24 protein-coding genes, 1 pseudogene and 1 riboswitch are annotated in these 24,908 nt (G+C 68.4%); of the genes and pseudogenes, 14 read left to right on the top strand and 11 right to left on the bottom strand.

Going from position 1 to position 24,908, the window contains the following annotated elements; translation table 11 throughout:
• Positions 1-78 precede the first annotated feature (78 nt).
• Positions 79-942, top strand: coding sequence for a VOC family protein (locus tag BLTE_RS09360; RefSeq protein ID WP_126399678.1), 864 nt, complete (start codon positions 79-81; stop codon positions 940-942).
• Positions 943-1,030: 88 nt separating this feature from the next.
• On the opposite strand, the gene eno is transcribed toward BLTE_RS09360, so the two are convergent.
• Complete coding sequence (eno, locus tag BLTE_RS09355; RefSeq protein WP_126399676.1) at positions 1,031-2,314, bottom strand: phosphopyruvate hydratase; 1,284 nt, start codon at positions 2,312-2,314, stop codon at positions 1,031-1,033.
• 129 nt (positions 2,315-2,443) lie between these two features.
• Here eno and queF point away from each other — a divergent pair, with 129 nt between their 5' ends.
• Both queF and BLTE_RS09345 read left to right on the top strand, forming a co-directional pair.
• Complete coding sequence (queF, locus tag BLTE_RS09350) at positions 2,444-2,893, top strand: preQ(1) synthase (protein ID WP_126399674.1); 450 nt, start codon at positions 2,444-2,446, stop codon at positions 2,891-2,893.
• Between the two features lie 290 nt (positions 2,894-3,183).
• Positions 3,184-4,152 carry an IS110 family RNA-guided transposase gene (locus BLTE_RS09345; protein WP_126399672.1) on the top strand — a complete coding sequence of 323 codons (969 nt, stop codon included), beginning with the start codon at positions 3,184-3,186 and terminating at the stop codon, positions 4,150-4,152.
• A gap of 89 nt (positions 4,153-4,241) precedes the next feature.
• On the opposite strand, the gene BLTE_RS09340 is transcribed toward BLTE_RS09345, so the two are convergent.
• From BLTE_RS09340 to BLTE_RS09315, 6 genes are all read right to left on the bottom strand, one after another.
• Complete coding sequence (locus tag BLTE_RS09340) at positions 4,242-4,880, bottom strand: thiamine phosphate synthase (protein ID WP_126399669.1); 639 nt, start codon at positions 4,878-4,880, stop codon at positions 4,242-4,244.
• A gap of 120 nt (positions 4,881-5,000) precedes the next feature.
• Complete coding sequence (thiG, locus tag BLTE_RS09335; protein WP_126399667.1) at positions 5,001-5,768, bottom strand: thiazole synthase; 768 nt, start codon at positions 5,766-5,768, stop codon at positions 5,001-5,003.
• A 64-nt stretch (positions 5,769-5,832) separates the two neighbouring features.
• The gene (thiS, locus tag BLTE_RS09330) at positions 5,833-6,045 is read right to left on the bottom strand and encodes a sulfur carrier protein ThiS (RefSeq protein WP_126399665.1); all 213 of its coding nucleotides are present in this window, start codon (positions 6,043-6,045) and stop codon (positions 5,833-5,835) included.
• A 51-nt stretch (positions 6,046-6,096) separates the two neighbouring features.
• A riboswitch (TPP riboswitch) is annotated at positions 6,097-6,193 on the bottom strand.
• 50 nt (positions 6,194-6,243) lie between these two features.
• Positions 6,244-7,425, bottom strand: coding sequence for an MFS transporter (locus tag BLTE_RS09325; RefSeq protein ID WP_126399662.1), 1,182 nt, complete (start codon positions 7,423-7,425; stop codon positions 6,244-6,246).
• 16 nt (positions 7,426-7,441) lie between these two features.
• Positions 7,442-8,281 (bottom strand): 3-deoxy-8-phosphooctulonate synthase, encoded by an 840-nt coding sequence (kdsA, locus tag BLTE_RS09320; protein ID WP_126399659.1) that lies wholly within the window; start codon positions 8,279-8,281, stop codon positions 7,442-7,444.
• Complete coding sequence (locus tag BLTE_RS09315; RefSeq protein WP_126399656.1) at positions 8,278-8,643, bottom strand: hypothetical protein; 366 nt, start codon at positions 8,641-8,643, stop codon at positions 8,278-8,280. The genes kdsA and BLTE_RS09315 overlap by 4 nt, the downstream gene beginning before the upstream one ends.
• 192 nt (positions 8,644-8,835) lie before the next feature.
• Here BLTE_RS09315 and BLTE_RS09310 point away from each other — a divergent pair, with 192 nt between their 5' ends.
• From BLTE_RS09310 to BLTE_RS09295, 4 genes are all read left to right on the top strand, one after another.
• The gene (locus BLTE_RS09310) at positions 8,836-9,186 is read left to right on the top strand and encodes an FtsB family cell division protein (protein WP_126399653.1); all 351 of its coding nucleotides are present in this window, start codon (positions 8,836-8,838) and stop codon (positions 9,184-9,186) included.
• A 277-nt stretch (positions 9,187-9,463) separates the two neighbouring features.
• Positions 9,464-10,537 (top strand): pyruvate dehydrogenase (acetyl-transferring) E1 component subunit alpha, encoded by a 1,074-nt coding sequence (gene pdhA / locus BLTE_RS09305; RefSeq protein ID WP_126399650.1) that lies wholly within the window; start codon positions 9,464-9,466, stop codon positions 10,535-10,537.
• A 57-nt stretch (positions 10,538-10,594) separates the two neighbouring features.
• Positions 10,595-11,983: a pyruvate dehydrogenase complex E1 component subunit beta gene (locus tag BLTE_RS09300; RefSeq protein WP_126399647.1), complete on the top strand. Its 1,389-nt coding sequence runs from the start codon at positions 10,595-10,597 to the stop codon at positions 11,981-11,983.
• A 9-nt stretch (positions 11,984-11,992) separates the two neighbouring features.
• Positions 11,993-13,399: a pyruvate dehydrogenase complex dihydrolipoamide acetyltransferase gene (locus BLTE_RS09295; RefSeq protein ID WP_126399644.1), complete on the top strand. Its 1,407-nt coding sequence runs from the start codon at positions 11,993-11,995 to the stop codon at positions 13,397-13,399.
• A 67-nt stretch (positions 13,400-13,466) separates the two neighbouring features.
• Here the strand turns inward: BLTE_RS09295 and BLTE_RS09290 are convergent, their stop codons facing one another.
• A complete protein-coding gene (locus BLTE_RS09290) occupies positions 13,467-14,063 on the bottom strand; it encodes a hypothetical protein (RefSeq protein WP_126399641.1) in 597 nt (198 codons plus the stop codon).
• 100 nt (positions 14,064-14,163) lie between these two features.
• Between BLTE_RS09290 and lpdA the strand changes: the two genes are divergently transcribed.
• The 4 genes from lpdA to BLTE_RS09270 all read left to right on the top strand — a co-directional run bounded on the left by lpdA (position 14,164) and on the right by BLTE_RS09270 (position 17,896).
• Entirely contained in the window at positions 14,164-15,600 is a 1,437-nt protein-coding gene (gene lpdA, locus BLTE_RS09285) for a dihydrolipoyl dehydrogenase (RefSeq protein ID WP_126399639.1), read from the top strand.
• Between the two features lie 137 nt (positions 15,601-15,737).
• Complete coding sequence (locus BLTE_RS09280; protein ID WP_126399636.1) at positions 15,738-16,337, top strand: DUF4337 domain-containing protein; 600 nt, start codon at positions 15,738-15,740, stop codon at positions 16,335-16,337.
• 115 nt (positions 16,338-16,452) lie between these two features.
• Positions 16,453-17,403, top strand: a complete 951-nt coding sequence (lipA, locus tag BLTE_RS09275; RefSeq protein WP_126399633.1) for a lipoyl synthase — start codon at positions 16,453-16,455, stop codon at positions 17,401-17,403.
• Positions 17,404-17,413: 10 nt separating this feature from the next.
• Positions 17,414-17,896, top strand: a complete 483-nt coding sequence (locus BLTE_RS09270) for a type II toxin-antitoxin system RatA family toxin (protein ID WP_126399630.1) — start codon at positions 17,414-17,416, stop codon at positions 17,894-17,896.
• On the opposite strand, the pseudogene BLTE_RS09265 reads toward BLTE_RS09270, so the two are convergent.
• Both BLTE_RS09265 and BLTE_RS09260 read right to left on the bottom strand, forming a co-directional pair.
• Positions 17,872-18,369, bottom strand: a pseudogene (locus BLTE_RS09265) (CinA family protein); the annotation flags it as partial. The gene BLTE_RS09270 and the pseudogene BLTE_RS09265 overlap by 25 nt on opposite strands.
• The gene (locus BLTE_RS09260; protein ID WP_126402132.1) at positions 18,366-19,562 is read right to left on the bottom strand and encodes a bifunctional 2-C-methyl-D-erythritol 4-phosphate cytidylyltransferase/2-C-methyl-D-erythritol 2,4-cyclodiphosphate synthase; all 1,197 of its coding nucleotides are present in this window, start codon (positions 19,560-19,562) and stop codon (positions 18,366-18,368) included. The gene BLTE_RS09260 and the pseudogene BLTE_RS09265, both read right to left, overlap by 4 nt.
• A 183-nt stretch (positions 19,563-19,745) precedes the next feature.
• Between BLTE_RS09260 and dusB the strand changes: the two genes are divergently transcribed.
• From dusB to ntrC, 3 genes are all read left to right on the top strand, one after another.
• Positions 19,746-20,732 carry a tRNA dihydrouridine synthase DusB gene (gene dusB / locus BLTE_RS09255; RefSeq protein WP_342211488.1) on the top strand — a complete coding sequence of 329 codons (987 nt, stop codon included), beginning with the start codon at positions 19,746-19,748 and terminating at the stop codon, positions 20,730-20,732.
• 20 nt (positions 20,733-20,752) lie between these two features.
• Positions 20,753-21,865, top strand: a complete 1,113-nt coding sequence (locus BLTE_RS09250) for a two-component system sensor histidine kinase NtrB (RefSeq protein WP_126402131.1) — start codon at positions 20,753-20,755, stop codon at positions 21,863-21,865.
• A 104-nt stretch (positions 21,866-21,969) separates the two neighbouring features.
• Positions 21,970-23,412: a nitrogen regulation protein NR(I) gene (gene ntrC, locus BLTE_RS09245; protein ID WP_126399623.1), complete on the top strand. Its 1,443-nt coding sequence runs from the start codon at positions 21,970-21,972 to the stop codon at positions 23,410-23,412.
• Positions 23,413-23,480: 68 nt separating this feature from the next.
• Here ntrC and BLTE_RS09240 read toward each other — a convergent pair whose 3' ends face one another.
• Positions 23,481-24,449 carry an IS110 family RNA-guided transposase gene (locus BLTE_RS09240; protein WP_126396738.1) on the bottom strand — a complete coding sequence of 323 codons (969 nt, stop codon included), beginning with the start codon at positions 24,447-24,449 and terminating at the stop codon, positions 23,481-23,483.
• Between the last annotated feature and the right edge of the window lie 459 nt (positions 24,450-24,908).

Genomic DNA, 24,908 nt, shown 5'->3' with positions numbered 1-24,908 from the left:
TCCCACCGCCCGCGGATGGCGCATGCTGCGGATGTTCCTGCCGTCCTGGGCCCCCTCCGTCTTCCTGGCAATTCCCTCATGATTCTCGGCCTCGATCACGTCGTCCATTGCGTCCGCGATCTCGACGCCGCCGGTGCCGCCTATCAGCGGCTCGGCTTCCAGGTCGGCGCGGTCAACCGCCATCCCTGGGGCACCTGGAACCGGCTGGTCCAGTTGCCGGGGTTCTTTATCGAACTGCTCACGGTCGGCGAGCCGGCGAAGATTGTGCCCGCCCAGCCGCGGCACGTGTCGTTCGGCGCCTTCAACCGCGACTTTCTTCTCCGCAATGGCGAGGGGCTGTCGTGCCTGGTGCTGGAGAGCGACAATGCGCGGGTGGCGGCCATGGCGTTCCGCGCCTCGGCCCTCGGCGACTACGAGCCGTTCCATTTCAGCCGCCAGGGCCAGCGGCCGGACGGCACGGTGGTGACGGTGGCCTTCACGCTGGCGTTCGCGGTCGATCCCGGCTCGCCCGATGCCTGCTTCTTCGTCTGCGAGCAGCATTTCCCGGAGAACTTCTGGAACCCGGCGTTCCAGCGCCACCCCAACGGCGCGGCAGGGGTGCGCGGCGTGGTGCTGGTTGCTGACAACCCCAGCGACCATCACGGATTTCTCGGCAGCTTTGCCGCGCGGCGCGAGATGCACGCCACGAGCCTCGGCCTCGTCATCCGAACCGGGCGCGGCGAGATTTCGGTGATGGAACCGGCGGTATTCGCCCGTGTCTATGGCTGTCCGGCGCCGGTCACGGCGTCCGGCCTGCGGCTGGCGGCGGTGCGGATTGCGGCCACCGACCTCGGCCTTGCCCGCACGGTGGTCGGCCGTCTCGGCATCGAGACGGGACGCGGCGCGTTGGTGGTCACGCCGGCACACGCCCACGGCGCGGCGCTGGTGTTCGAGCAGGCGTGAACCGACAAGCCGACTGCCGGGCAAGGATTTCGGGAACCACCCGAAATGCAGCCTCCGGCCCCGAGGGGCCGGAGGTCGTGTCGTTGGATCAGGCAAGCGCCTTCAGCGCCGCACGGCCGGCATAGCGGGCCTGAGAGTCCAACTCCTCTTCGATGCGGATGAGCTGGTTGTACTTGGCGAGCCGGTCCGAGCGGGCGAGCGAGCCGGTCTTGATCTGCCCGCAATTGGTGGCAACCGCGAGGTCGGCGATGGTCGAATCCTCGGTCTCGCCCGAGCGGTGGCTCATCACCGCGGTGTAGCCCGCCTTGTGAGCCATCTCGACGGCGGCCAGCGTCTCGGTCAGCGAACCGATCTGGTTGACCTTGATCAGGATCGAGTTGGCGAGGCCACCCTTGATGCCCGCGGCGAGCCGCTCGACATTGGTGACGAACAAATCGTCGCCGACGAGCTGGCACTTGGAACCGATCAGGTCGGTGACGATCTTCCAGCCCTCGAAATCATCCTCCGACATGCCGTCCTCGATCGTCACGATCGGGTAGGCGCCGACGAGCTTGGCGAGATACTCCGCCTGCTGCTGGCGCGAGCGCTTGGTGCCTTCGCCCTCATAGACATAGCTGCCATCCTTGAAGAACTCGGTGGCGGCGCAGTCGAGGCCGATCGCCACTTCTTCGCCAGCCTTGAAGCCGGCCTTCTCGATCGACGTCATGATGAAGTCGAGCGCCGCCTCCGCCGACGGCAGGTTGGGGGCGAAGCCACCCTCGTCGCCGACATTGGTGTTGTGGCCGGCGTCCTTGAGCGCCTTTTTAAGCGTGTGGAACACCTCGGCGCCCACGCGCACCGCCTCGGCCACGCTCTCCGCGCCGACCGGCAGGATCATGAATTCCTGGAAGTCGATCGGGTTGTCGGCATGCACGCCGCCATTGATGATGTTCATCATCGGCACCGGCAGCAGCCGCGCCGAGGTGCCGCCGACATAGCGGTAGAGCGGCAGGCCGCAGGCGGCGGCGGCCGCCTTGGCGGTGGCCAGCGACACGCCGAGGATGGCGTTGGCGCCGAGCCGCGACTTGTTGGGCGTGCCGTCGAGCGCGATCATGATCTCGTCGATCTTGACCTGATCCTCGGCATCCAGGCCGCCCACGGCGTCGTAGATCTCGTTGTTGACGGCATCCACCGCCTTGCGGACGCCCTTTCCGAGATAGCGGCTCTTGTCGCCGTCGCGCAGTTCGACCGCCTCATGGGCGCCGGTCGAGGCGCCGGACGGCACGGCGGCGCGGCCGAACGAGCCGTCCTCCAGCCGCACGTCCACCTCCACGGTCGGATTGCCCCGGCTGTCGAGGATCTCACGGGCGATAATGTCGACGATCGCGGTCATGGAACGCCTGCCTGTCTGAATGGGACGATGTAATCGGAAACACGGAGGGGCTGGCCCGCTCATACAGGATCGCACCAGCCTGGGGAACCCGCGCTTCCGTCGGGAGCCACGGTTCGATAGGAGAAAATCATGACAGATGAATCTCTCCAGCTCGGCCGTCACGTTCCCTTGCCCGCCTCGCCCGACCGGGCGCTGCTGGAGCGCGTGCCGAACCCTCACTCCGATACCAATTACGTCGCCCGCTTCACCTGCCCGGAATTCACCTCGCTGTGCCCGGTGACCGGCCAGCCGGATTTCGCGCTGCTGGTGATCGACTATGTGCCTGGCGACTGGCTGGTCGAGTCGAAGTCGCTGAAGCTCTATCTGGCGAGCTTCCGCAATCACGGCGCCTTCCACGAGGATTGCACCATCGCGGTGGGCAAGCGGCTGGTGGGGCTCCTGGAACCGCGCTGGCTGCGCATCGGCGGCTACTGGTTCCCGCGCGGCGGCATGCCGATCGACATCTTCTGGCAGACGGCGGCGCCCCCGGCGGGCCTGTTCATCCCCGACCAGGGCATGCCGCCCTATCGCGGGCGGTGACATTTCGCGTCGGATGTCTCGTCGCCCCGGGCGGAGCGGATGCGAAGCACTCCGCGAAGACCCGGGGCCGCAATCAGAACAAGGCTCCTCTTTCTCCGCACGATCCCGGGTTGGAACGGCGAACTGTGCTTTGATGGGTGCACCGGCTCGGGGTGGCCACCCCGAGCCGGTGCGGGCGGCACGCCGTATCCCGGGTGAGCCTTCGAGGCCGTCGCGAGCAGAAGCGGCCGTCCGTCCCAAGCCAACCCGAACAGTTGCACGGGGCTTTTGACCCCGCTTCCAAGCCTGGGATGCTTGCCATGCTGCCACACCCGACGCCGTTTGCCACCCACCTTGTGGGCATCGATGTCTCCAAGGACTGGCTCGACATCGCCTTCGACGACACCAAGGTCGAGCGCGTCGATAACACCCCCGCGGCTCTCCAGCGCTTGGCCAGGCGCCTGGTGAAGGCCGGGCTCACCACCGCCGGCCTGGAGCCGACCGGCGGCTATGAACGCCTGGCGGTCGCGGTGCTGCGCGAGGCCGGCCTCACCGTGCTGCAGGTCGACAGCTGGCGCTGCCGCCAGTTCGCCAAGGCCTGCGGCCAGCGCGCCAAGAGCGATCCGCTCGACGCCCGCATCATCCGCGCCTTCATGCTGCATCACCCCTGCCGGCCGTTCCCGGAGCCCTCGCAAGCGCAGAGCGACCTGACCGCCTGGGTGCGCGAAATCACCCGCGCCGAGGCCGACATCCGCCGCCTCGAGAACCGCAAGGCCCACCCCACCCTGGCGGCCATCACCGCCCGGCTCGATGCCGAAATCGCCGCCCTGCGCGAGACCGTCGCCGCGGCCGAACAGGCCATCGAGGCGTTGATCGCCGCCGATCCGGCGATGGACGCCAAGGCCAAGATCATCACCTCGGTGCCGGGGATCGCCAACAAGACGGCCCGCGTCCTGCTCGCAGAAGCTCCCGAACTCGGCCAGTTCAGCCCCCGCCAAGCCGGTGCCATCGGCGGCTGCGCACCCTATCGCAACGACAGCGGCAAAGCGCGGCGGCCGGCCCATATCGAGGCCGGACGCCGCGCGCTCAAGCGCGCCTGCTATCTCGCCGCCTTCGCCGCCATCCACTGGAACCCGTGGGCCAAACAGCTCTACGCCGACCTCAAAGCCCGCGGAAAACCCGCCAAGGTCGCCCTCATCGCCATCGCCAGAAAGCTCCTGACCATCCTCAACGCCATGATTCGAGACAACAAACCCTGGCGAGACCCCAAAACCGCATGACAGTTGCTCGCGGGCCTTCGGCCCTTGCCCGGGACGACAGGCTGGATTTCACGATCCTTCCCCGCGCAGAACGAGATGGTGCGCGAAAATCACGCAGGCCGTTCGGTGGAGATGCCGGCGGGACATCTCATGGATGCGAGCAATGCCGCGACCTCCGCGCCCGGGTCGTCCGCCCGCATCACCCCGCCCATCACCGCAATGCCGGCGGCGCCGGCCTTCAGGCAGTCAGGCACCTGCTGCGACGCGATGCCGCCCAGTGCCACCACCGGCCGGCCGGCTTCGGCGACCATGGCGGCGAGGCCATCGAGGCCCAGCGCCGGGCCATAGCCCGGCTTGCTGGCGGTGAGGAACACCGGCGCGGCGATGACATAATCGGCCGCCCGGTCGGCCGGTCCCGGCCGGTGCTGCGAGACGCCGATCAGCGCGCTTGGCCCCAGCACGGCGCGGGCGTGGGCGGCATCGGCGCCATCGGGCAGGTGGACGCCATCGAGCCCGGCCGCCTTCGCCAGTTCCGGCGTACCGTGCAGGGTGAGCACGGCGCCGAAGCGGCGGGCTACGGGCTTCAGACGCAGCGCCAGCGCCACCTGCTCGGCGTCCGGCAAGTCCTTTTCGCGCAAGCTGGCCCAGCGGCAGCCGGCTTTGAGCGCCGCCGCCAGCACCGCGTCGAGCGGCCGGGCGGCTTGCCGGCGGTCGGTGATCAGCAGCAGCGGCGGGGCGGGCAGCGGCATGTCACCGCCACCCCGTCATCGCCGGGCTTGTCCCGGCGATCCCGACCCGAACACCGCGATCGATCGGGATGGCCGGGGCCACCCCGACCATGACCGGTGGAGAGGTCGAAATCCGCCCCATCACGTCCCGACCAGGCCCACGGTCGGGCTCGACGGATTGGCCTGGAACTGCCGCGGAATCCGGCCGGCGAGCCGGGCAAGCCGCCCGCCTTCGACCGCCGCCTTCATGGCCATAGCCATTTTCACCGGATCGGCGGCTTTGGCGACGGCGGTGTTGAGCAGCACCGCGGCGCAGCCGAGCTCCAGCGCCTGGGCGGCGTCCGAGGCGGTGCCGAGCCCGGCATCCAGGATCACCGGCACCGGCGAGCGGGCGCAGATCACCTCGATCAGCGCCGGGTTCTTGATGCCGTGGCCGGAGCCGATCGGCGAGCCGAGCGGCATCACCGCCACCGCGCCGGCATCCGCCAGCTTGCGGCAGGTCACCGGGTCTTCGTTGCAGTAGGGCAGCACCACGAAGCCCTTGTCGACCAGGATGCGGGTGGCGGCGACCGTGCCCTCGACGTCCGGATAGAGCAGGTCCTTGTCGCCGATCACCTCCAGCTTGATCCAGTTGGTGTCGAGCGCCTCGCGCGCCAGCTCGGCGGTCAGCACCGCTTCCTCGACCGTGTAGCAGCCGGCGGTGTTGGGCAGGAAATGATAGCCGGAGAGCTTCTCGATCAGCGGCGCGTCCTCGCCGGCAAGGTTCATGCGGCGGATCGCCAGCGTCACCATCTCGGTGCCGCTGGCCTTGAGCGCTTCAAGCAGCGTCTCGTTGTTGGGATACTTGCCGGTGCCGAGGAACAGCCGCGAGGTGAAGGCGCGGCCGGCGATCGTCAACGTGTCGGACATGTCGTTGTTCTTCCTTGGATATTGTTCTTGCGGTGCAGTCGTTTGGGGAGGCTCTGAGCGCTGGTCAGCCGCCCTGGCGGGCCAGCACGATCTCGACGGCGTCGCCCGGCGCCAGCGTTACATTTGCCCACTCGGCCCGCCGCACCACCGCGCCATTGACGGCCGCCGCCACGCCCCGCCCATCGGCGGAGGGCGCGTGCTCGGCGATCAGTGCGGCAAGCGTCGCGGCGCGCAGCGGCGTCTCGGCACCGTTCAGACGGATGGTCGGCTCAGGCATGACAGGTCTCCGGCGGACCTGACCGGGGATGACGTGCAAACGGGGCGTGCGGTGATAGCATCGGCGCCTCCCTTCGCTGGCATGACCCAGACAGGTTCGATGGGTGTGATCTCAGCCGCGCATCGGCGCGGCACCCCAGGCGCACTCAACATCGGCGATCCGGCTGCCGTCCGCAAGCACCCGCCGCCAGCACCGCCATCATTTCTTCGGCACGACCTTCGGGGCCACCGCCGCCAGCACCAGCAGCCCGATGCCGGAGGTAAGGAAGGCCGCCGGATAGCCGAACGCGGTGCGGGTGAGGCCGAACAGCACCGGGCCCAGCGCATTGCCAACGAAGAAGGCGGCCGCGAACAGCGACACGGCCAGCCCGCGCGCGGTCGGCGCAAGCTCGGTCGCCTGGGTCTGGAACATGTTGTGCATGAAGTAGAACAGGCAGCCGCACACCACCATGGTGGCGATGTCGACGAACCACGGCTTGGGCAGCACCAGCACCAGCAGCATCAAGGCCATGCCGATGCCGCCGATGCGGATCATCGTCGTCGGGCGCAGACGGCGGATCAGCAGGCCAACAATGACGCTGAACACGATGCCGCCGACCCCGAAGCCGCCGATCAGGAGCCCGGCCTCGGTCGGCCCGCCGCCGCCGTGGCTGATCAGGAAGTCTGCGATGAACGGGAAGCCGCCGAACATCGAGGCGCCTTCCAGCGCCACGCAGGCGAACAGCGTCAGCGCCCGCGGATTGCTCAGCACGAGGCGGTAGTTGGCGAGGATGGTGGCGAGGTTCGGCCGCTCCCGCGTCACCCCCTGGCGCGGGCGCAGCATCAGGCTGACCAGCACCGCCGCGACGGCGGCAACCACGCAGGCCGAGCCGAACACCGCCCGCCAGCCGAACTGCTCGGCCACCATGCCGGCACTGGCGCCGCCGACCATCTGGCCCAGGATCACCGCCGAGATGAAGCGGCCGAGCGCAATCGGGCGGCTTGCCATCTCCACCCGGTCGCCGATCGCCGCCATCGACAGCGGAATGATGCCGCCGGCCACCAGGCCGGTCAGCAACCGCAGGCCGAGCAGGCTTTCGAAATCCGGTGCGAACACCGATAGCCCCAGCGCCACCGCCAGCGCCGCCGTGGCGATGCTGATCATGCGCGCCTTGCCGAGCGCGTCGCCGATCGGCCCGAGGATCGGCTGGCCGAGGGCGTAGGTGATGCCATAGGCGGTCGACAGCAGCGCCACGGTGGCGACCGTCTGGCCGAACACGTCGGCGAGGATCGGCACCACCGGGTCGGTCGCCCGCATGGTGAAGGCGCTGGCGAAGCCGGCGAGGCCGAGAATGACGATCAGGCGCGTGGGGAACGCGCTCGGCGCGGGGGAAGGGGGCATCGGAACCGGATAAGGATTACGCGGCGCGCCTTTTGGCCAGGGCGTCGAAGGCCATCAGCTCGGCGAGAAGCGCCTCGAACTCGGCCAGCGGCACCATGTTGGGCCCATCCGAGAAGGCGCGGTCGGGGTCGGGGTGGGTCTCGATGAACACGCCGGCAACACCGACGGCGACGGCGGCGCGCGCCAGCACCGGCACGAACTCGCGCTGGCCGCCCGAGGCGGTGCCGCGTCCGCCCGGCTGCTGTACCGAGTGGGTGGCGTCGAAGATCACCGGCGCCCCGGTCTCGGCCAGGATCGGCAGCGCCCGCATGTCGCTGACCAGCGTATTGTAGCCGAACGAGGAGCCCCGCTCGGTGACCAGGACATTACCGTTACCCGCGTTCGTAACCTTGGCCACGACATTGGCCATGTCCCACGGCGCCAGGAACTGGCCCTTCTTGACATTGACCACCTTGCCGGTGGCCGCCGCGGCCAGCAGGAGATCGGTCTGCCGGCACAGGAAGGCGGGGATCTGAAGAATATCAACGACCTCGGCCACTGGCGCGCATTGGGAGGCGTCGTGCACGTCGGTTACCACCGGCAGGCCGGTCGCCTCCTTGATTTCGGCGAACACCGGGAGCGCCGCCGCCATGCCGATGCCGCGGGCGCCGCTGGCGCTGGTGCGGTTGGCCTTGTCGAACGAGGTCTTGAACACCAGAGGCAGGTTCAGTCGGCCGGCGATGTCCTTCAGCGCGAAGGCCACCTCCAGCGCGTGCGCGCGGCTTTCCATGGCGCAGGGGCCGGCGATGGCGGCCAGCGGCAGATGATTGCCGAACCGGACGCTGCCGGCCTCGACCACAGATTTCGGTGACGTCATCGTCCGCCCTCCCGTACGCGGTAGACCGCAGTCAGCCGCCCGACCCCGCCCGCGCGGTCGGGGACGACGCAGAACCCGGCCGGCCGAGGCACCCAGCCGGTTGCCGGGCGCGCCTCGATACAGACCGGGTAGCGGTCTTCGCACGGGGTGCGTTCGTTGTAGAGGGGACCGGAGCCGCGCGCCACGTCGTCGGTGCGCAGAAACGCCATGCGGCAGACGCCGGGCGCGAGTCCGGCGTCGATGCACGCCGCCTCGCTGTCGGCGACCACGCCGCCCAGGCACTCGCCGCGCCACATGGCGACCGCGATCACCACGCCGGTGAGCGCGAAGAGCCCGAGCACGAGAATTTTGACGATCCGCAATCCTGTCCCCGCATTCTGCCCGCCGACAGGGCCGGTATGGCGCGCCGCCCGCCGAAGGAAAGGCCTGCATCATGAACAGGCCGCCGAAACGCGCTGCGCTATCGCTGCCCCGGGTGGCGAGCCCGGCCAGCTCCCGACTCGTTTTTAACTTCGTTAACGAGGAGTCAACCGGAGCCGTGCGATCGTCCCGGCATGGTCGTTCGCCCCCTCGTTCGCCGCATCCTCTCGACCCTGCTGCTGTACAGCGTGACAGCGGCGGGCATCGCCTATTTCGCCTTCCATGGCTGGACCGGCGACCATGGCCTGCAGGCCAAGCGCGGCTTCGAGATCGAGATGGCGCGGCTGCGCGACGACCTCGCCGAGGTGCGCGCCGAGCGCGCGGCGATGGAGCGCAAGGTGGCGCTGCTGCGCCCGCAGTCGCTCGATCCCGACATGCTGGATGAGCGCGCCCGCGCCCTGCTCAATTGGGCGCACCCGAACGATCTGGTGCTGATGAAGCGCTGGGCGGCCCAGACGGCCACGCCGCGCACCGCCGCGCCCTGAACCAAGGCCCATCAAGAACCGGGTCCGCCGCGCGGCTTTACCCGGCCGCGGCAAGGCTTTGCCGGTGCACGCCCAATCGATTGCGCAACAGGCGGGGCGATCGCGGCGCGAGACGCCCGCGCCAAAAGTATAGGTCGCCGAACCTTGCCCCCATCTATCTGGAGAAATTCGAAAATCCCGGCCGGGTGCGGCAGTGTGCGAAGCTTGGTTCCGGCGCAAAATGGACTATAACTTCAGCCAATTCACATTCGGGAAACGCCACGATTGGGAGACGTGCATGGCTGTCGCCAAGGAGAGCGGCGCGGGCGCTTCGGCGGCCCGGCGGAGCGCCACCAGGCCGGGCGCTGCGGAGCCGGCCGAAACGGTGGAGCCGGCCGCCGCCGAACCGGCCGGGTTCACCCGCGAGGAGGAGCTCGCCGCCTACCGCGACATGCTGCTGATTCGCCGCTTCGAGGAGAAGGCCGGCCAGATGTACGGCATGGGCCTGATCGGCGGCTTCTGCCACCTCTATATCGGCCAGGAGGCGGTGGTCGTCGGCATGCAGATGTGCCTGGAGCCCGGCGATCAGGTGATCACCGGCTACCGCGACCACGGCCACATGCTGGTGGCCGGCATGGATGCGAGAGGCGTGATGGCCGAGCTGACCGGCCGGCGCGGCGGCTATTCCAAGGGCAAGGGCGGCTCGATGCACATGTTCTCCATCGAGAAGGGCTTCTATGGCGGCCATGGCATCGTCGGCGCCCAGGTCTCGCTCGGCACCGGGCTCGCCTTCGCCGACCGCTACCGCGACAACGGCAAGATCAGCCTGACCTATTTCGGCGACGGCGCGGCCAATCAGGGCCAAGTCTATGAGAGCTTCAACATGGCCGCGCTGTGGAAGTTGCCGGTGGTCTATGTTGTTGAGAACAACCGCTATGCCATGGGCACGTCGGTCAGCCGCTCGTCGGCCCAGCCGGATTTCTCCAAGCGCGGCATCTCGTTCGACATCCCCGGCGAGCAGGTCGACGGCATGGATGTGCGCGCCGTGCGCGCCGCCGGCGCCCGCGCGGTCGCCCATGCCCGCTCGGGCCAGGGGCCGTTTATCCTCGAAATGCTCACCTACCGCTATCGCGGCCACTCGATGTCCGACCCTGCCAAGTACCGGGCCAAGGACGAGGTGCAGAAGATGCGGGAGGAGCACGATCCGATCGAGCAGGTACGCGCCCGCCTGATCAAGAACGCATGGGCCAGCGAAGACGAGCTGAAGAAGATCGACGCCGAGGTGCGGGCCATCGTCAATGAGGCCGCCGAGTTCGCCACCGTCGAGCCGGAACCCGATCCGTCGGAGCTTCACACCGACATCCTGCGCTGAGCGCAAAAGCGCTCGATCCCGATTTCCGTTGCCGTTCCGATAGGACAGGGTTCCGCCATGCCCATCGACATCCTGATGCCCGCGCTCTCCCCGACCATGGAGAAGGGCAATCTCGCCAAATGGCTGAAGAAGGAGGGCGACCGCGTCAAATCCGGCGACGTGATCGCCGAGATCGAGACCGACAAGGCGACCTTGGAGGTCGAGGCGGCGGACGAGGGCGTGATGGGCCGGCTCCTTGTGCCCGAGGGCACGCAGGACATCGCGGTGAACACCCCGATCGCCCGGCTGCTGGGCGAGGGCGAGGATGCCTCGGCGCTCGACGCAGCGCCTGAAAACCGACCGCGCCCGGCCTCCGCGCCGCCGCCGGCAGGACGCGCCAGTTCGGACGCCAAGCCCGCCCCGGTGGTCGAGGTGGTGCGGCCAGAGGGGGAGGCCACAATGAGCGAGATTCCCGCCGGCACCGAGATGGTGACGATGACCGTGCGCGAGGCGCTGCGCGACGCCATGGCCGAGGAGATGCGGCGCGACCCCGACGTGTTCATCATCGGCGAGGAGGTCGCCGAGTATCAGGGCGCCTACAAGGTCACCCAGGGGCTGCTGCAGGAATTCGGCGCGCGCAGGGTGGTCGATACCCCGATCACCGAGCACGGTTTCGCCGGTCTCGGCGTCGGCGCGGCGATGGCGGGACTGAAGCCGATCGTCGAGTTCATGACTTTCAACTTTTCAATGCAGGCGATCGACCATCTGATCAACTCTGCCGCCAAGACGCACTACATGTCGGGCGGGCAGATCGCCTCATCGATCGTCTTTCGCGGCCCCAATGGCGCGGCGGCCCGTGTCGCCGCCCAGCACAGCCAGGATTTCGGCGCCTGGTACTCGCACATTCCCGGCCTCAAGGTGATCCAGCCGTTCTCCGCCGCCGACGCCAAGGGCCTCCTGAAGGCCGCGATCCGCGATCCCAACCCGGTGGTGTTCCTGGAGAATGAGATCCTCTACGGCCACTCGTTCCCGGTGCCCAAGCTCGCCGACTTCGTGCTGCCGATCGGCAAGGCCAAGGTGGCGCGCCCCGGCAAGGACTGCACGGTCGTCTCCTGGGGCATCGGCATGACCTACGCGCTCAAGGCCGCCGAGGAGCTGGCCAAGAAGCACATCTATGTCGAGGTGGTTGACCTGCGCACGCTGCGGCCGATGGACATCGAGACGGTGGTTGCCTCGGTGAAGAAGACCAACCGCTGCGTGGTGGTGGAGGAGGGCTGGCCGCAGAACGGCGTCGCCGCCGAGGTCGGCATGCGGATCATGGAGACCGCGTTCGACGATCTCGACGCGCCGGTGAAGCGCATCACCGGCAAGGACGTGCCGATGCCCTACGCCGCCAATCTGGAGAAGCTGGCGCTGCCGACGGTGCAGGACGTGATCGACGCCGTTCGCGCCGTGACCTACCGGTGAGGATGCGCCATGCCCATCGACATCCTGATGCCCGCGCTGTCGCCCACGATGGAGAAGGGCAACCTCGCCAAGTGGCTGAAGAAGGAAGGCGATTCCATCAAGGCCGGCGACGTCATCGCCGAGATCGAGACCGACAAGGCGACCATGGAGGTCGAGGCCGCCGATGACGGCGTGCTGGCGAAAATCATGGTGCCGGCCGGCACCGCCGACGTGCCGGTCAACCAAGTGATCGCCGTCCTGGCCGGGGAGGGCGAGGACGTAGCGGCTACCGCGACCGCTACATCGGCCAAGGCTGACGCCGCACCCGCTGGAGCGAGCGACAGCAAAACCGCCAAGGACATCAAGGCGCAAGCCGCAAAACCGGACTCGGTTTCTTCGCAAGGCTCGGCACCTGCACAAGGGCAGGGCTCTGCGAAAAGTGCGGTGGCCGCCGCGGCCGCCGCCGGATCGGCGAAATCGAACGGCCGGGTGTTCGCCTCGCCGCTGGCGCGCCGGCTGGCGCGCGAGGCGGGCCTCGATCTTTCCACCGTCTCCGGCTCGGGTCCGCGTGGCCGCATCGTGATGCGCGACATCGAGGCCGTCCGCGGTTCCGTCCCGCCGACCATGCCCGCCACGGCACCTGCGGCCGCGCCAGCGCCTCTCGCCGGCGAGGCGCCCCGGCCGCTGTCGGTCCCGGCCTCCGACGCGGCGATCCGCGCCATGTATGCGCCGGGCTCGTTCGAGGAGATCCCGCACGACACCATGCGCAAGGTGATCGCGCGCCGCCTGACCGAGGCCAAGACCACCATCCCGCATTTCTACCTGACGGTGGATATCGAGCTCGACGCGCTGCTCGCGCTGCGTGCCACCATCAATGCCAATGCGCCGAAGCGGCCGGACGGCGAGCCGGCTTTCAAGCTCTCGGTCAACGACTTCATCATCAAGGCGTTGGCGCTGGCGCTGCTGCGCGTGCCGGATGCCAACGTGACCTGGACCGAGGGCGCGATGCTGCGTCACCGGCAGGCCGATGTCGGGGTGGCGGTGGCCATCCCCGGCGGGCTGATCACCCCGGTGGTGCGCGATGCCGGCAACAAGCCGCTGTCGGCGATCTCCAACGAGATGAAGGACTTTGCCGCCCGCGCGAAAGCGCGGCGCCTGACGCCGGAGGAATACACCGGCGGCGCGACCGCGGTGTCCAATCTCGGCATGTTCGGCGTCAAGGAGTTCGCCGCCGTGATCAACCCGCCGCACGCCACGCTGCTGGCGGTGGGCGCGGGCGAGCCGCGGCCAGTGGTGAAGGACGGCCAGCTTGCCGTGGCCACGGTGATGAGCGCGACGCTGTCTGTCGACCACCGCGCCGTCGACGGCGCCCTCGGCGCCCAGCTTCTCGCCGCGGTCAAGACCTATCTCGAGGCGCCGGTGACCATGCTGGTGTGAGGGCCGCCCACTGAAGACCGGGAGCGCCGAACCCAGCCGATCAAGGATGATCACCCGGATCGTCGCGTCATTCCGGCTGGTCTGGCGGAAGGGTGCATGACGGTGGATCGCGGTTCCAATAGCCGCGCGCAATCGGGGAGTTGATTCCTGCGTAGATCGTGGTGAACGTAACGATGTTCTTGTTGACGATCCCAGTCTCCATCATCGTCTTGAGGATTTCCATCATTGTGTCGCGAACGTCCTCGAAGGAATTTGTGATATCGCCGCAATGGTGGGATTCAAATTCCCAGTCATGAACCAGGAAAGCGGGCAGATACCCCATCGGCGACAAGCCGCTGCCGAACATTCCGAGCACCTTCGGAATTGTTCCTCCATCCGTGATCATCGTCCGCGGCACGATGCGTTTGCCGCCGTGCCGAACGAAGGCGAACGGTTCGGCTGCCTTGGGAATGTAGAGAAACAGATCCGGCCGCAGCCACTGCAGTCGAATTCTGTCGATATTTTCGATCGTTCCAGTCTGAATTCCGTCATAGCTGTGAGGAACGATAAAATCCCGCGTCTGGAGTTGCTGGCGGCTTGCCTCGAAATGCGCAAGTGCCTCTCCGACCTTACGGTCATGTGCGACGATTAAAGATTGGAGTTCGCCAGTCCTTTCCGTGCTCATGGTTCAGACATCCTTGGATGCTGGTTTGCCTTGCCCCCCATGTCACCGCACCATCTGACACCCAAGAGTTTCGGATCTCAACCGTCAATCGGGAGCCCCCATGCCCACCCCCTATGACGTCCTGATCATCGGCGCCGGCCCCGGTGGCTACGTCACCGCCATCCGCGCCGCGCAGCTTGGCCTGAAGACCGCGATCATCGAGCGCGAGCATCTGGGCGGTATCTGCTCGAACTGGGGCTGCATCCCCACCAAGGCGCTGCTGCGCTCGGCCGAGGTGTACCGAAACCTGAAGCACGCCAAGGACTTCGGCCTCGCCGTGGATGGCGCGCGCGTGGACTTCCCAGCGGTGGTGCAGCGCTCGCGCGCGGTGGCGGGCCGCATGAATGCCGGCGTCGGCTTCCTGATGAAGAAGAACAAGGTCGACGTCATCTGGGGCGCGGCGCGGCTCACCCGCCCGGGCGAGGTCGCGGTCGGCCCGGCCTCCAAGCCCGCCGTGGCGCCGCAGGTGCCGCCACCCAAGGGCACGCTCGGCCCCGGCACCTATCATGCGAAGCACATCATCATCGCCACCGGCGCGCGGCCGCGCGTGCTGCCGGGGCTTGAGCCCGACGGCCGGCTGGTGTGGAGCTATTTCGAGGCGCTGAAGCCGGAGCGCATGCCGAAATCGCTGCTGGTCGTCGGCTCCGGCGCCATCGGCATCGAGTTCGCTTCGTTTTTCCACACGCTCGGCGCCGAGGTCACGGTGGTCGAGGTTCTGCCGCAGATCCTCCCCTTCGAGGATGCCGAGATTGCCGCCTTCGCCCGCAAGGCGTTTGAGAAGGCGGGCATGACCATCCTCAGCGGCGCCAAAGTGACGGCGCTCGACCGCGGCGCAGACAGCGTAACGGCAACCATCGAGACTGAATCGGGCAGCCGCCAAATCACCACTGAGCGTGTTCTCTCAGCCATCGGCGTGGTCGGCAATATCGAAAATCTCGGTCTTGAAGACGTTGGCGTGAAGACCGAGCGCGGCACCATCGTCATCGACGAGATGTGCCGCACCGACGTGCCGGGCCTCTACGCCATCGGCGACGTCGCCGGCCCGCCGATGCTGGCCCACAAGGCCGAGCACGAAGGGGTGATCTGCGTCGAGGCCATCGCCGGGCGGCATCCGCACCCACTCGACCGGCGGATGATTCCCGGCTGCACCTATTGCCATCCGCAGATCGCCTCGGTCGGTCTCAGCGAGGCGCGGGCGAAAGAGAAGGGGTTCGAGGTGCGGGTGGGGCGTTTCCCGTTTGTCGGTAACGGTAAGGCGGTGGCGCTCGGCGAGGACCAGGGGCTGGTCAAGACCGTCTTCGACGCCAGGACCGGGCAGCTTCTCGGCGCCCACATGGTCGGCGCCGAGGTTACCGAGCTGATCCAGGGTTTCGTGGTGGCGATGAACCTGGAAACGACCGAAGAGGAGCTGATGCACACCATTTTTCCGCATCCGACGCTCTCCGAAACCATGAAGGAATCGGTGCTGGATGCATATGGCCGGGCGCTGAATATTTGACGTTCTGTCAGCGCCGTCCCGTCACGCGGTCGCCCAAGATCCTGCAAAGTATCCTTCGGCATGTTTCATCGCGGTCGATTCTCTGACTTGAAGCGACCGCAACCGCACGTCAGCAAATATTCAGTTCGAGGAAAAGCATGCACGCCGACGAAGCGACGGAATTCATGGAAGCCGAGAAAGCCGAGGATCGTTTCAAGAGACGCTGCGCCGTCCTCATCTCGATCTTCGCCATGCTGCTGGCCATCACCAGCCTTGGCGGACAGAATGCGGCGAAGGAGGCGACGATGAACAACATCATGGCCGCCAATTATTTCAGCTTCTACCAGGCGAAGAACATTCGCCAGACGGATCTGAACATCGCCGCCAACGAATTCGAGCTGGCCTGGGCCAGCAATCCGGCGCTGTCGGACGATGCCAAGGCGGCGCTGGCCGCCAAGGCCGCCGACTATCGCCGCACCGCCGCCCGCTATGAAAGCGAGCCGGAAACCGGCGAGGGCAAGAAGGAGCTGATGGCCAAGGCGCGCGAGCACGAAGCGGTGCGCGACCGCGCCATGCAGCAGGATCCCTATTTCGACTATGCCGAAGCCTTGCTGCAGATCGCCATCGTGCTGATTTCGGTGGCGATTGTTGCCGAGGTCGGGCAACTCGCCTGGCTTGGCGGTCTTCTCGGATTGATTGGCGGCGTGCTCATGCTCAACGGCTATTTTCTTCTTGTTGAAATCCCTGGCTTCGGCTGAGCGCGCGGCGCCGCCCGCCAGCGGCGCTCGGTCGCGCGTCCTTGCGGGGCGCGGGGCACGCACATAAGAGAAGCGGAGCGAGCGCCGGGTGCGTCCCCGGCGGGAGGGCTGACACATGGTCGTGGTGGTCGATACGCGGAAGGATCGGGGACCCCGCCATCCCGAGAAGGCGCACCGCCCGGACCAGCCGGTTCAGAGGAAGCCCGATTGGATCCGGGTCAAGGCGCCGGGCTCGCGCGATTGGGCGAAGACCGGCGCCATCGTCCGCGGCAACCGGCTACATACGGTGTGCGAGGAGGCCGGCTGCCCCAATATCGGCGAATGCTGGGAGGCGAAGCACGCCAGCTTCATCATCATGGGCGACACCTGCACGCGGGCCTGCGCCTTCTGCAACGTTCGCACCGGGATACCGGAGCCGCTCGATGCGGCGGAGCCCGAGAATGTCGCGAGCGCGGTGGCCGAGCTCGGCCTCGCCCATGTGGTGATCACCTCGGTCGACCGCGACGACCTGCCGGACGGCGGCGCGGCCCATTTCGCCGCGGTGATCGGGGCGATCCGCGCCCGCGCGCCGGCCACCACCGTCGAGGTGCTCACCCCGGACTTCCTGCGCAAGGAGAACGCAGTCGAAGCGGTGGTGGCGGCGCGCCCCGACGTGTTCAACCACAATCTAGAGACGGTGCCCTCGAAGTATCTCACCGTGCGGCCGGGTGCGCGCTATTTCGCGTCGCTGCGTCTGCTGCAGCAGGTGAAGGAGATCGATCCAGGTATCTTCACCAAATCGGGAATCATGCTCGGCTTCGGCGAGGAGCGCAACGAGGTGCTGCAGGTGATGGACGACCTGCGCGCCGCCGATGTCGATTTCATCACCATCGGCCAGTATCTGCAGCCGACCCGCAAGCATCATCCGGTGGTGCGCTTCGTGCCGCCCGACGAGTTCAAGAGTTTCGAGACCGTCGCCTATGCAAAGGGCTTCCTGATGGTTTCGGCCAGTCCGCTGACCCGTTCCTCGCATCATGCCGGCGAAGACTTCGCCCGGCTGCGCGCGGCGCGGGCGGCCAAACGGTGATGCTGATCGCATGACGACCTTTCGTACCGTTCGCCGTGTCCGGCATAGTGCCTTGGATATGTTCAAACTTGTGGCCGATTGCGAGCGCTATCCGCAGTTCCTGCCGTGGTGCCAGTCCTGCCGCATCCGCCGCCGCCTGCCGAGCGGCGTCGAAGGGGTGGAGACCGTCATCGCCGACATGACGGTGGGCTTCCGCGCCATCCGCGAAACCTTCACCAGCCGCGCCACCTTCGATGTTCCGAAGATGTTGATCTCGGTCGAATACCTCGACGGACCGTTCAGCCACCTGGAGAATTCCTGGACCTTCAAGACGATCGACGAGAAGCAGACCGACGTCCACTTCTTCATTACCTACGAGTTCCGGTCGCGTGCGCTCAGCCTGCTGATGGGCGCGATGTTCGACGCGGCCTTCCGCAAGTTCTCCGAAGCCTTCGAGCACCGGGCGGACCAGCTCTATGGCCGGAACTACCGCGGCATCTCCGCCAGATCCTGAAGCAATTCCAAGGCCTTGAGGGTCGCGGCGCGACGCACGCCGGCCCGCCCGATCTCGCCGAACCGCGCCTCGTGGTGGAGGACGGTGCCGTCGCGCGCGGCCGCCGCGAACTGGACGAGGCCGACCGGCTTCTCCGCCGAGCCGCCGCCCGGCCCGGCGATGCCGGTGATCGCCACCGCTAGATCGGCGTTGGAGTGCTCTAGCGCGCCGTTGGCCATCGCTGCGGCGACGTCCGGGCTCACTGCGCCGCATTTCTCGATCATCGTCGGCGGGACGCCGAGCATCTCCGACTTCGCGTCGTTGGAGTAGGTGACGAAGCCGCGGTCGACCACGTCCGACGAGCCGGCGATGCTGGTCAGCACCGCCGCCACCAGCCCGCCGGTACACGATTCGGCTGTTGCCACCGTCAGGCCGCGGGCGCGGCAGGTGTCGAGCAGGTCCGAGGCGGCGCGCAGCAGGTCGTCGTCGATCATGGACTCCCCCAGGGCAGGCGGACCGTGGCGCTGGCCAGCGCGGCGATGCCCTCGCGCCGGCCGGCGAAGCCGAGCTGCTCGGTGGTGGTGGCCTTCACCGACACCCGCTCGACCGGCAGGCCGGTGATGCGGGCGATCGCCGCGCGCATCGCCTCGCGGTGCGGGCCGATCTTGGGCGCCTCGCAGATCACTGTGGCGTCGAGATGGGCGACAAGGCCGCCCCGTTCCTTCACCAGCGAGATGGCGTGGGCGAGGAACTGGTCGGAGGACGCGCCCTTCCATTTCGGGTCGGAGGGCGGGAAGTGGAAGCCGATGTCGCCCGAGCCGATGGCGCCGAGCACGGCGTCGGTCAGCGCGTGCAGCACCACGTCGGCGTCGGAATGGCCGGCGAGGCCGCGGTTGTGCGGGATGACGTGGCCGCCGAGAATCACGTGGTCGCCGTCGCCGAAGGCGTGGACGTCGAAGCCGGAGCCGGTGCGCACGTCGGCGAGGGCGGCCAGCAGGCGCGCTTCGGACGAGGTGAAGTCTTCGGGCGTCGTCAATTTGATATTCCCTGGCTCGCCTGCGAACACCGTGGCCGGCAGGCCGGCCCACTCGGCGAGTGCCGCATCGTCGGTGAAGTCGTCGCGGCCGGCCGCGGCGGCGCGGGCGTGGAGATCCTGGATCAGCGCGAACGGGAAGGCCTGCGGCGTCTGCACCGCCCGCAGTCGGGTGCGGTCGACGGTGGATTCGATCTTCTCGGCGCCATCCACCGCCTTGATGGTGTCGGTCACCGGCACGCCGGGCACGGCCGGCCCCAGCCGGCCGGCGGCGATCGCCCGCGACACCAGCGCGTCCGAGGCGAACGGGCGGGCTGCATCGTGAATGAGCACGACGTCCGGCGCGTGGGCGGCGAGGGCGGCGAGGCCGGCGCGCACCGAGGCCTGGCGGGTGGCGCCGCCGGTCACCGGCGCCAGCACCGCGGGTGCGGGGTCCGCCAGCTGCGCATAGAGCGGGCCGTCGGCCTCGCCGATCACCGGCTGGACGACATCGACCTCGGGATGCCCGGCGAACAGCGCGAGGCTGCGCGCCAGGGCGCAGCGGCCCAGCACCGGCCGGTATTGCTTGGGGACATCGCCGCCCGCCCGCACTCCGCGGCCGGCAGCGACGATCAGGGCGGCCGTCTTGGGCCGATCGGAGCGAGCGTGCGACATCACGGCGCCGTGTATCGCATTTTGGGCGGGTCGTCAGCGCCGATGAAACAGGCATCAAACGGGGCTTGATTGCCGGTCGGTTATGACTAAACTCTGGGCATCGCCGCAGGGCGCCCAGTTCATGGGCAATTCATGGTCGAATTGGCCTCATACGTGAGCACTTCACCCATCCAAATCCGGGCCTTGTCACTCGCCAACGGCGTGCTGCTGGCGCCGATGGCCGGCATCACCGACGCGCCGGTGCGCCAGCTTGCGCTGCGCTATGGCGCCGGCCTCGTGGTGTCGGAGATGATCGCCTCGGGCTGGCTGATGCGCGGCGAGGTCGAGGCGCGGCTGCGGGCCGAGCGGGTCGAGGGCGGCCTGCACGCGGTGCAGCTTGCCGGCCGCGAGGCGGGCCAGCTTGCCGCCGCGGCCGAGCTGGCCGAGGGCGCGGGCGCCGACCTGATCGACCTCAATATGGGCTGTCCGGCCAAGAAGGTGACGGGCGGCGAGGCGGGGGCGGCGCTGATGCGCAATCTCGACCATGCCGAGCGGCTGATCGCGGCGGTGACGGCCCGCGTCGCGGTGCCGGTCACCGTCAAGATGCGGCTCGGCTGGGACGAGACGAGCATCAATGCGCCCGATCTGGCGCGGCGGGCGGAGGCCGCAGGCGCCGCCGCCGTCACCGTGCATGGCCGCACCCGCCGCCAGTTCTATTCCGGCCGCGCCGACTGGGCGGCGATCAGCCACGTGAAGGCGGCGGTGACGATTCCCGTCATCGCCAATGGCGACATCGCCTCGACGGCGGATGCTCGCGCCGCCCTCGCTGCCTCCGGCGCCGATGGGGTGATGGTCGGCCGCGCGGCCCAGGGCCGGCCATGGCTGCCCGGCCGCATCGCCCGCGAGCTTGCCGGCGGCGCGCCGGCCGCCGATCCGCCGCTGGCCGAGCAGCGCGACGTGCTGTTCGATCTGCACGAGGCGCTGCTGTCGCATCATGGTCGCGAGGTCGGGCTCAAGGTGGCGCGCAAGCATCTGGGCTGGGGCCTCGCGGTGGCCGCGGCGACGGCCGGGGCCGCGCCGGACGCGGCGGCCGACTGGCGCCAGCGCGTGCTGACCGCCGCCGAGCCGGCCCGCGTTCGCGCATTGCTGGCGGATGCCTTTGCCGCGTTCGCCTGGAAGGAGGCCGCATGAGTGCCGCCGAAAAACGCAAGATGGCCGATCGCACGGGGGGCTTCACCGGCCCCGAGGTCGTGCTCAACGCCCTGCCGCACGCGGTGATCACGGTCGGCGGCGACGGCGACATTCTCGATGCCAATGTCGCGGCCGAGGCGTTCTTCCACGTCTCCAAGCCGATGCTGCGCCGCCATCGCCTGAGCGACCTCGTGCCGTTCGGCAGCCCGCTTCTGTCGCTGGTCGAGGACGTGCGCGTGCGCCGCTCCCCGGTCGCCGAATATCGCGTCGATCTCGGCACGCCGCGCACCGGCGAGCGCGTCGTCGACATCTACGTGTCGCCGATGCCCGAGGATCCGGGCAGCGTGGTGGTGATGCTGCAGGAGCGCACCATCGCCGACAAGATGGACCGCCAGCTCACCCATCGCGGCGCCGCCCGCTCGGTCACCGCGCTCGCCGCCATGCTGGCGCACGAGATCAAGAATCCGCTGTCGGGCATCCGCGGCGCGGCGCAGTTGCTCGAACAGTCGGTGGAGGATCAGGACCGGGCGCTGACCCGCCTGATCTGCGATGAGGCCGACCGCATCGTGAAGCTGGTCGACCGCATGGAGGTGTTCGCCGACGAGCGGCCGGTCGATCGCGAGCCGGTCAACATCCATGCCGTGCTGGAGCACGTCAAACGCCTCGCCGTGTCGGGATTCGGACGCAACATCCGCTTCGTCGAGGAGTACGACCCCTCGCTGCCGCCGGTGCTGGGCAATCGCGACCAGCTGATCCAGGTGTTCCTCAATCTGGTGAAGAACGCGGCCGAGGCGATCGGCCCCGAGGCCACCGACGGCGAGATCCAGCTCACCACCGCGTTCCGGCCCGGCGTGCGCCTCACCGTGCCCGGCACCCAGACGCGCATCGGCCTGCCGCTGGAGTTCTGCGTGCGCGACAACGGTCCGGGCGTGCCGTCCGACCTGCTGCCGCATCTGTTCGACCCGTTCGTCACCACCAAGCCGACCGGAACCGGCCTGGGACTTGCATTGGTGGCGAAGATCGTCGGCGACCATGGCGGGATCGTCGAGTGCGACTCGCAGCCGCGTCGCACCACCTTCCGCGTCCTGATGCCGATCTACACTGGCGGCCGTCCGGCCGCCGCCCGCCGCTAGAGCCGCGTCCGAGCATATCGGATCAGGCCCTGGATCCTTGTCTTGTCGCGTTTCGTGCGCAAACCGGTTTCGACCGCTGCGCGATACGCTCGAGGGAGTTTTCGATGCCCGCCGGCAGCATTCTTGTCGCTGACGACGACGCCGCGATTCGGACAGTGCTGAATCAGGCGCTGTCGCGCGCCGGATACGAGGTGCGCTCCTGCGGCAACGCCGCGACGCTGTGGCGCTGGGTGGCCCAGGGCGAAGGCGACCTCGTCATCACCGACGTGGTGATGCCGGACGAGAACGCCTTCGACCTGCTGCCGCGCATCAAGAAGGTCCGCCCCGAACTGCCGGTGGTGGTGATGAGCGCGCAGAACACCTTCCTCACCGCCATCCGCGCCTCCGAGCGCGGCGCCTACGAATATCTCCCCAAGCCCTTCGACCTGAAGGAGCTGATCGCCATCGTCGGCCGCGCCTTGGCCGAGCCGAAGGGCGGCCGCAACGCCGAGGATCTGGGCGAGCCGACCGACAATATTCCGCTGGTCGGCCGCTCCGCCGCCATGCAGGACATCTACCGGGTGCTCGCCCGGCTGATGCAGACCGACCTCACGGTGATGATCACCGGCGAGTCCGGCACCGGCAAGGAACTGGTGGCGCGCGCGCTGCACGATTACGGCAAGCGCTCGTCCGGCCCGTTCGTCGCCATCAACATGGCGGCGATCCCGCGCGACCTGATCGAGTCCGAACTGTTCGGCCACGAGAAGGGGGCGTTCACCGGCGCCAATGCCCGCTCGTCCGGCCGCTTCGAGCAGGCCGAGGGCGGAACCCTGTTCCTCGACGAGATCGGCGACATGCCGATGGAGGCGCAGACCCGCCTGCTGCGCGTGCTGCAGCAGGGCGAATACACCACGGTCGGCGGCCGCACCCCGATCAAGACCGACGTGCGCATCATCGCCGCCACCAACAAGGACCTGCGGCTCCTGATCCAGCAGGGCCTGTTCCGCGAGGACCTGTTCTTCCGCCTCAATGTGGTGCCGCTGCGCCTGCCCCCCTTGCGCGAGCGCGGCGAGGACATCCCCGACCTCGTGCGCCACTTCTTCGCCCGCATCGAGCGCGAGGGCCTGCCGGCCAAGACCATGGATTCGGGCGCGATCGACCGGCTCAAGCGCTACCGCTGGCCCGGCAATGTCCGCGAGCTGGAGAATCTGATCCGCCGCCTCGCCGCGCTCTATCCGCAGGACACCATCACCGCCAATCTCATCGACGCCGAACTGTCGCAGCCGGAGGCCGAGCCCGGCGTCGACCAGCCCAAGAGCGACGATTCGCTGTCGAACTCGGTCGAGCGGCACCTCAGCGCCTATTTCTCCGGCTTCGGCGACCGCCTGCCGCCGCCCGGCCTCTATCACCGCATCCTGCGCGAGGTGGAGTATCCGCTGCTGTCGGTGGCGCTGGCGGCGACCCGCGGCAACCAGATCAAGGCCGCCGAGCTTCTGGGCGTGAACCGCAATACGCTGCGCAAGAAGATCCGCGATCTCGACGTGCAGGTGGTGCGCACCAGCCGCTAGGGTGGGCGAGGGGCGTCGCGGCATTGCCGGTGTGCCGCGTCATCCCGGGCGAGCAACGCGAGCAACTGTCATGCGGTTTTGGGGTCTCGCCAGGGTTTGTTGTCTCGAATCATGGCGTTGAGGATGGTCAGGAGCTTTCGAGCGATGGCGATGAGGGCGACCTTGGCGGGTTTTCCGCGGGCTTTGAGGTCGGCGTAGAGCTGTTTGGCCCACGGGTTCCAGTGGATGGCGGCGAAGGCGGCGAGATAGCAGGCGCGCTTGAGCGCGCGGCGTCCGGCCTCGATATGGGCCGGCCGCCGCGCTTTGCCGCTGTCGTTGCGATAGGGTGCGCAGCCGCCGATGGCACCGGCTTGGCGGGGGGTGAACCGGCCGAGTTCGGGAGCTTCTGCGAGCAGGACGCGGGCCGTCTTGTTGGCGATCCCCGGCACCGAGGTGATGATCTTGGCCTTGGCGTCCATCGCCGGATCGGCGGCGATCAACGCCTCGATGGCCTGTTCGGCCGCGGCGACGGTCTCGCGCAGGGCGGCGATTTCGGCATCGAGCCGGGCGGTGATGGCCGCCAGGGTGGGGTGGGCCTTGCGGTTCTCGAGGCGGCGGATGTCGGCCTCGGCGCGGGTGATTTCGCGCACCCAGGCGGTCAGGTCGCTCTGCGCTTGCGAGGGCTCCGGGAACGGCCGGCAGGGGTGATGCAGCATGAAGGCGCGGATGATGCGGGCGTCGAGCGGATCGCTCTTGGCGCGCTGGCCGCAGGCCTTGGCGAACTGGCGGCAGCGCCAGCTGTCGACCTGCAGCACGGTGAGGCCGGCCTCGCGCAGCACCGCGACCGCCAGGCGTTCATAGCCGCCGGTCGGCTCCAGGCCGGCGGTGGTGAGCCCGGCCTTCACCAGGCGCCTGGCCAAGCGCTGGAGAGCCGCGGGGGTGTTATCGACGCGCTCGACCTTGGTGTCGTCGAAGGCGATGTCGAGCCAGTCCTTGGAGACATCGATGCCCACAAGGTGGGTGGCAAACGGCGTCGGGTGTGGCAGCATGACAAGCATCCCAGGCTTGGAAGCGGGGTCAAAAGCCCCGTGCAACTGTTCGGGTTGGCTTGGGACGGACGGCCGCTTCTGCTCGCGACGGCCTCGAAGGCTCACCCGGGATACGGCGTGCCGCCCGCACCGGCTCGGGGTGGCCACCCCGAGCCGGTGCACCCATCAAAGCACAGTTCGCCGTTCCAAGACCCGGGATCGTATTCCGGAAAAGAGCCCCGTCCTGCAAACGGTCCCGGGTCGCGGGCCTGCGGCCCTTGCCCGGGACGACAGCCTGGACCCTGTCGTCCCCCCGGGTCGCGGGCCTTCGGTCCTTGCCCGGGACGACGGGGCCTTCCCGCGAAACGACACCGCAATTCGCGGCAACCGGCCGCGCTCTGTCACATTTTTGCACCAGTGTTGTCGGAAAGCAGCTTCCTTCGCCCGCCGTGGGGCCGCACGCGGCCGGCGCCGTGGCAGCGGGGCAGG

This window comes from Blastochloris tepida (assembly GCF_003966715.1).
Classification (GTDB): Bacteria; Pseudomonadota; Alphaproteobacteria; order Rhizobiales; family Xanthobacteraceae; genus Blastochloris; species Blastochloris tepida.
The sequence above is the reverse complement of the archived record's forward strand: the minus strand, read 5'-3'. Positions and strand labels throughout refer to the sequence as shown.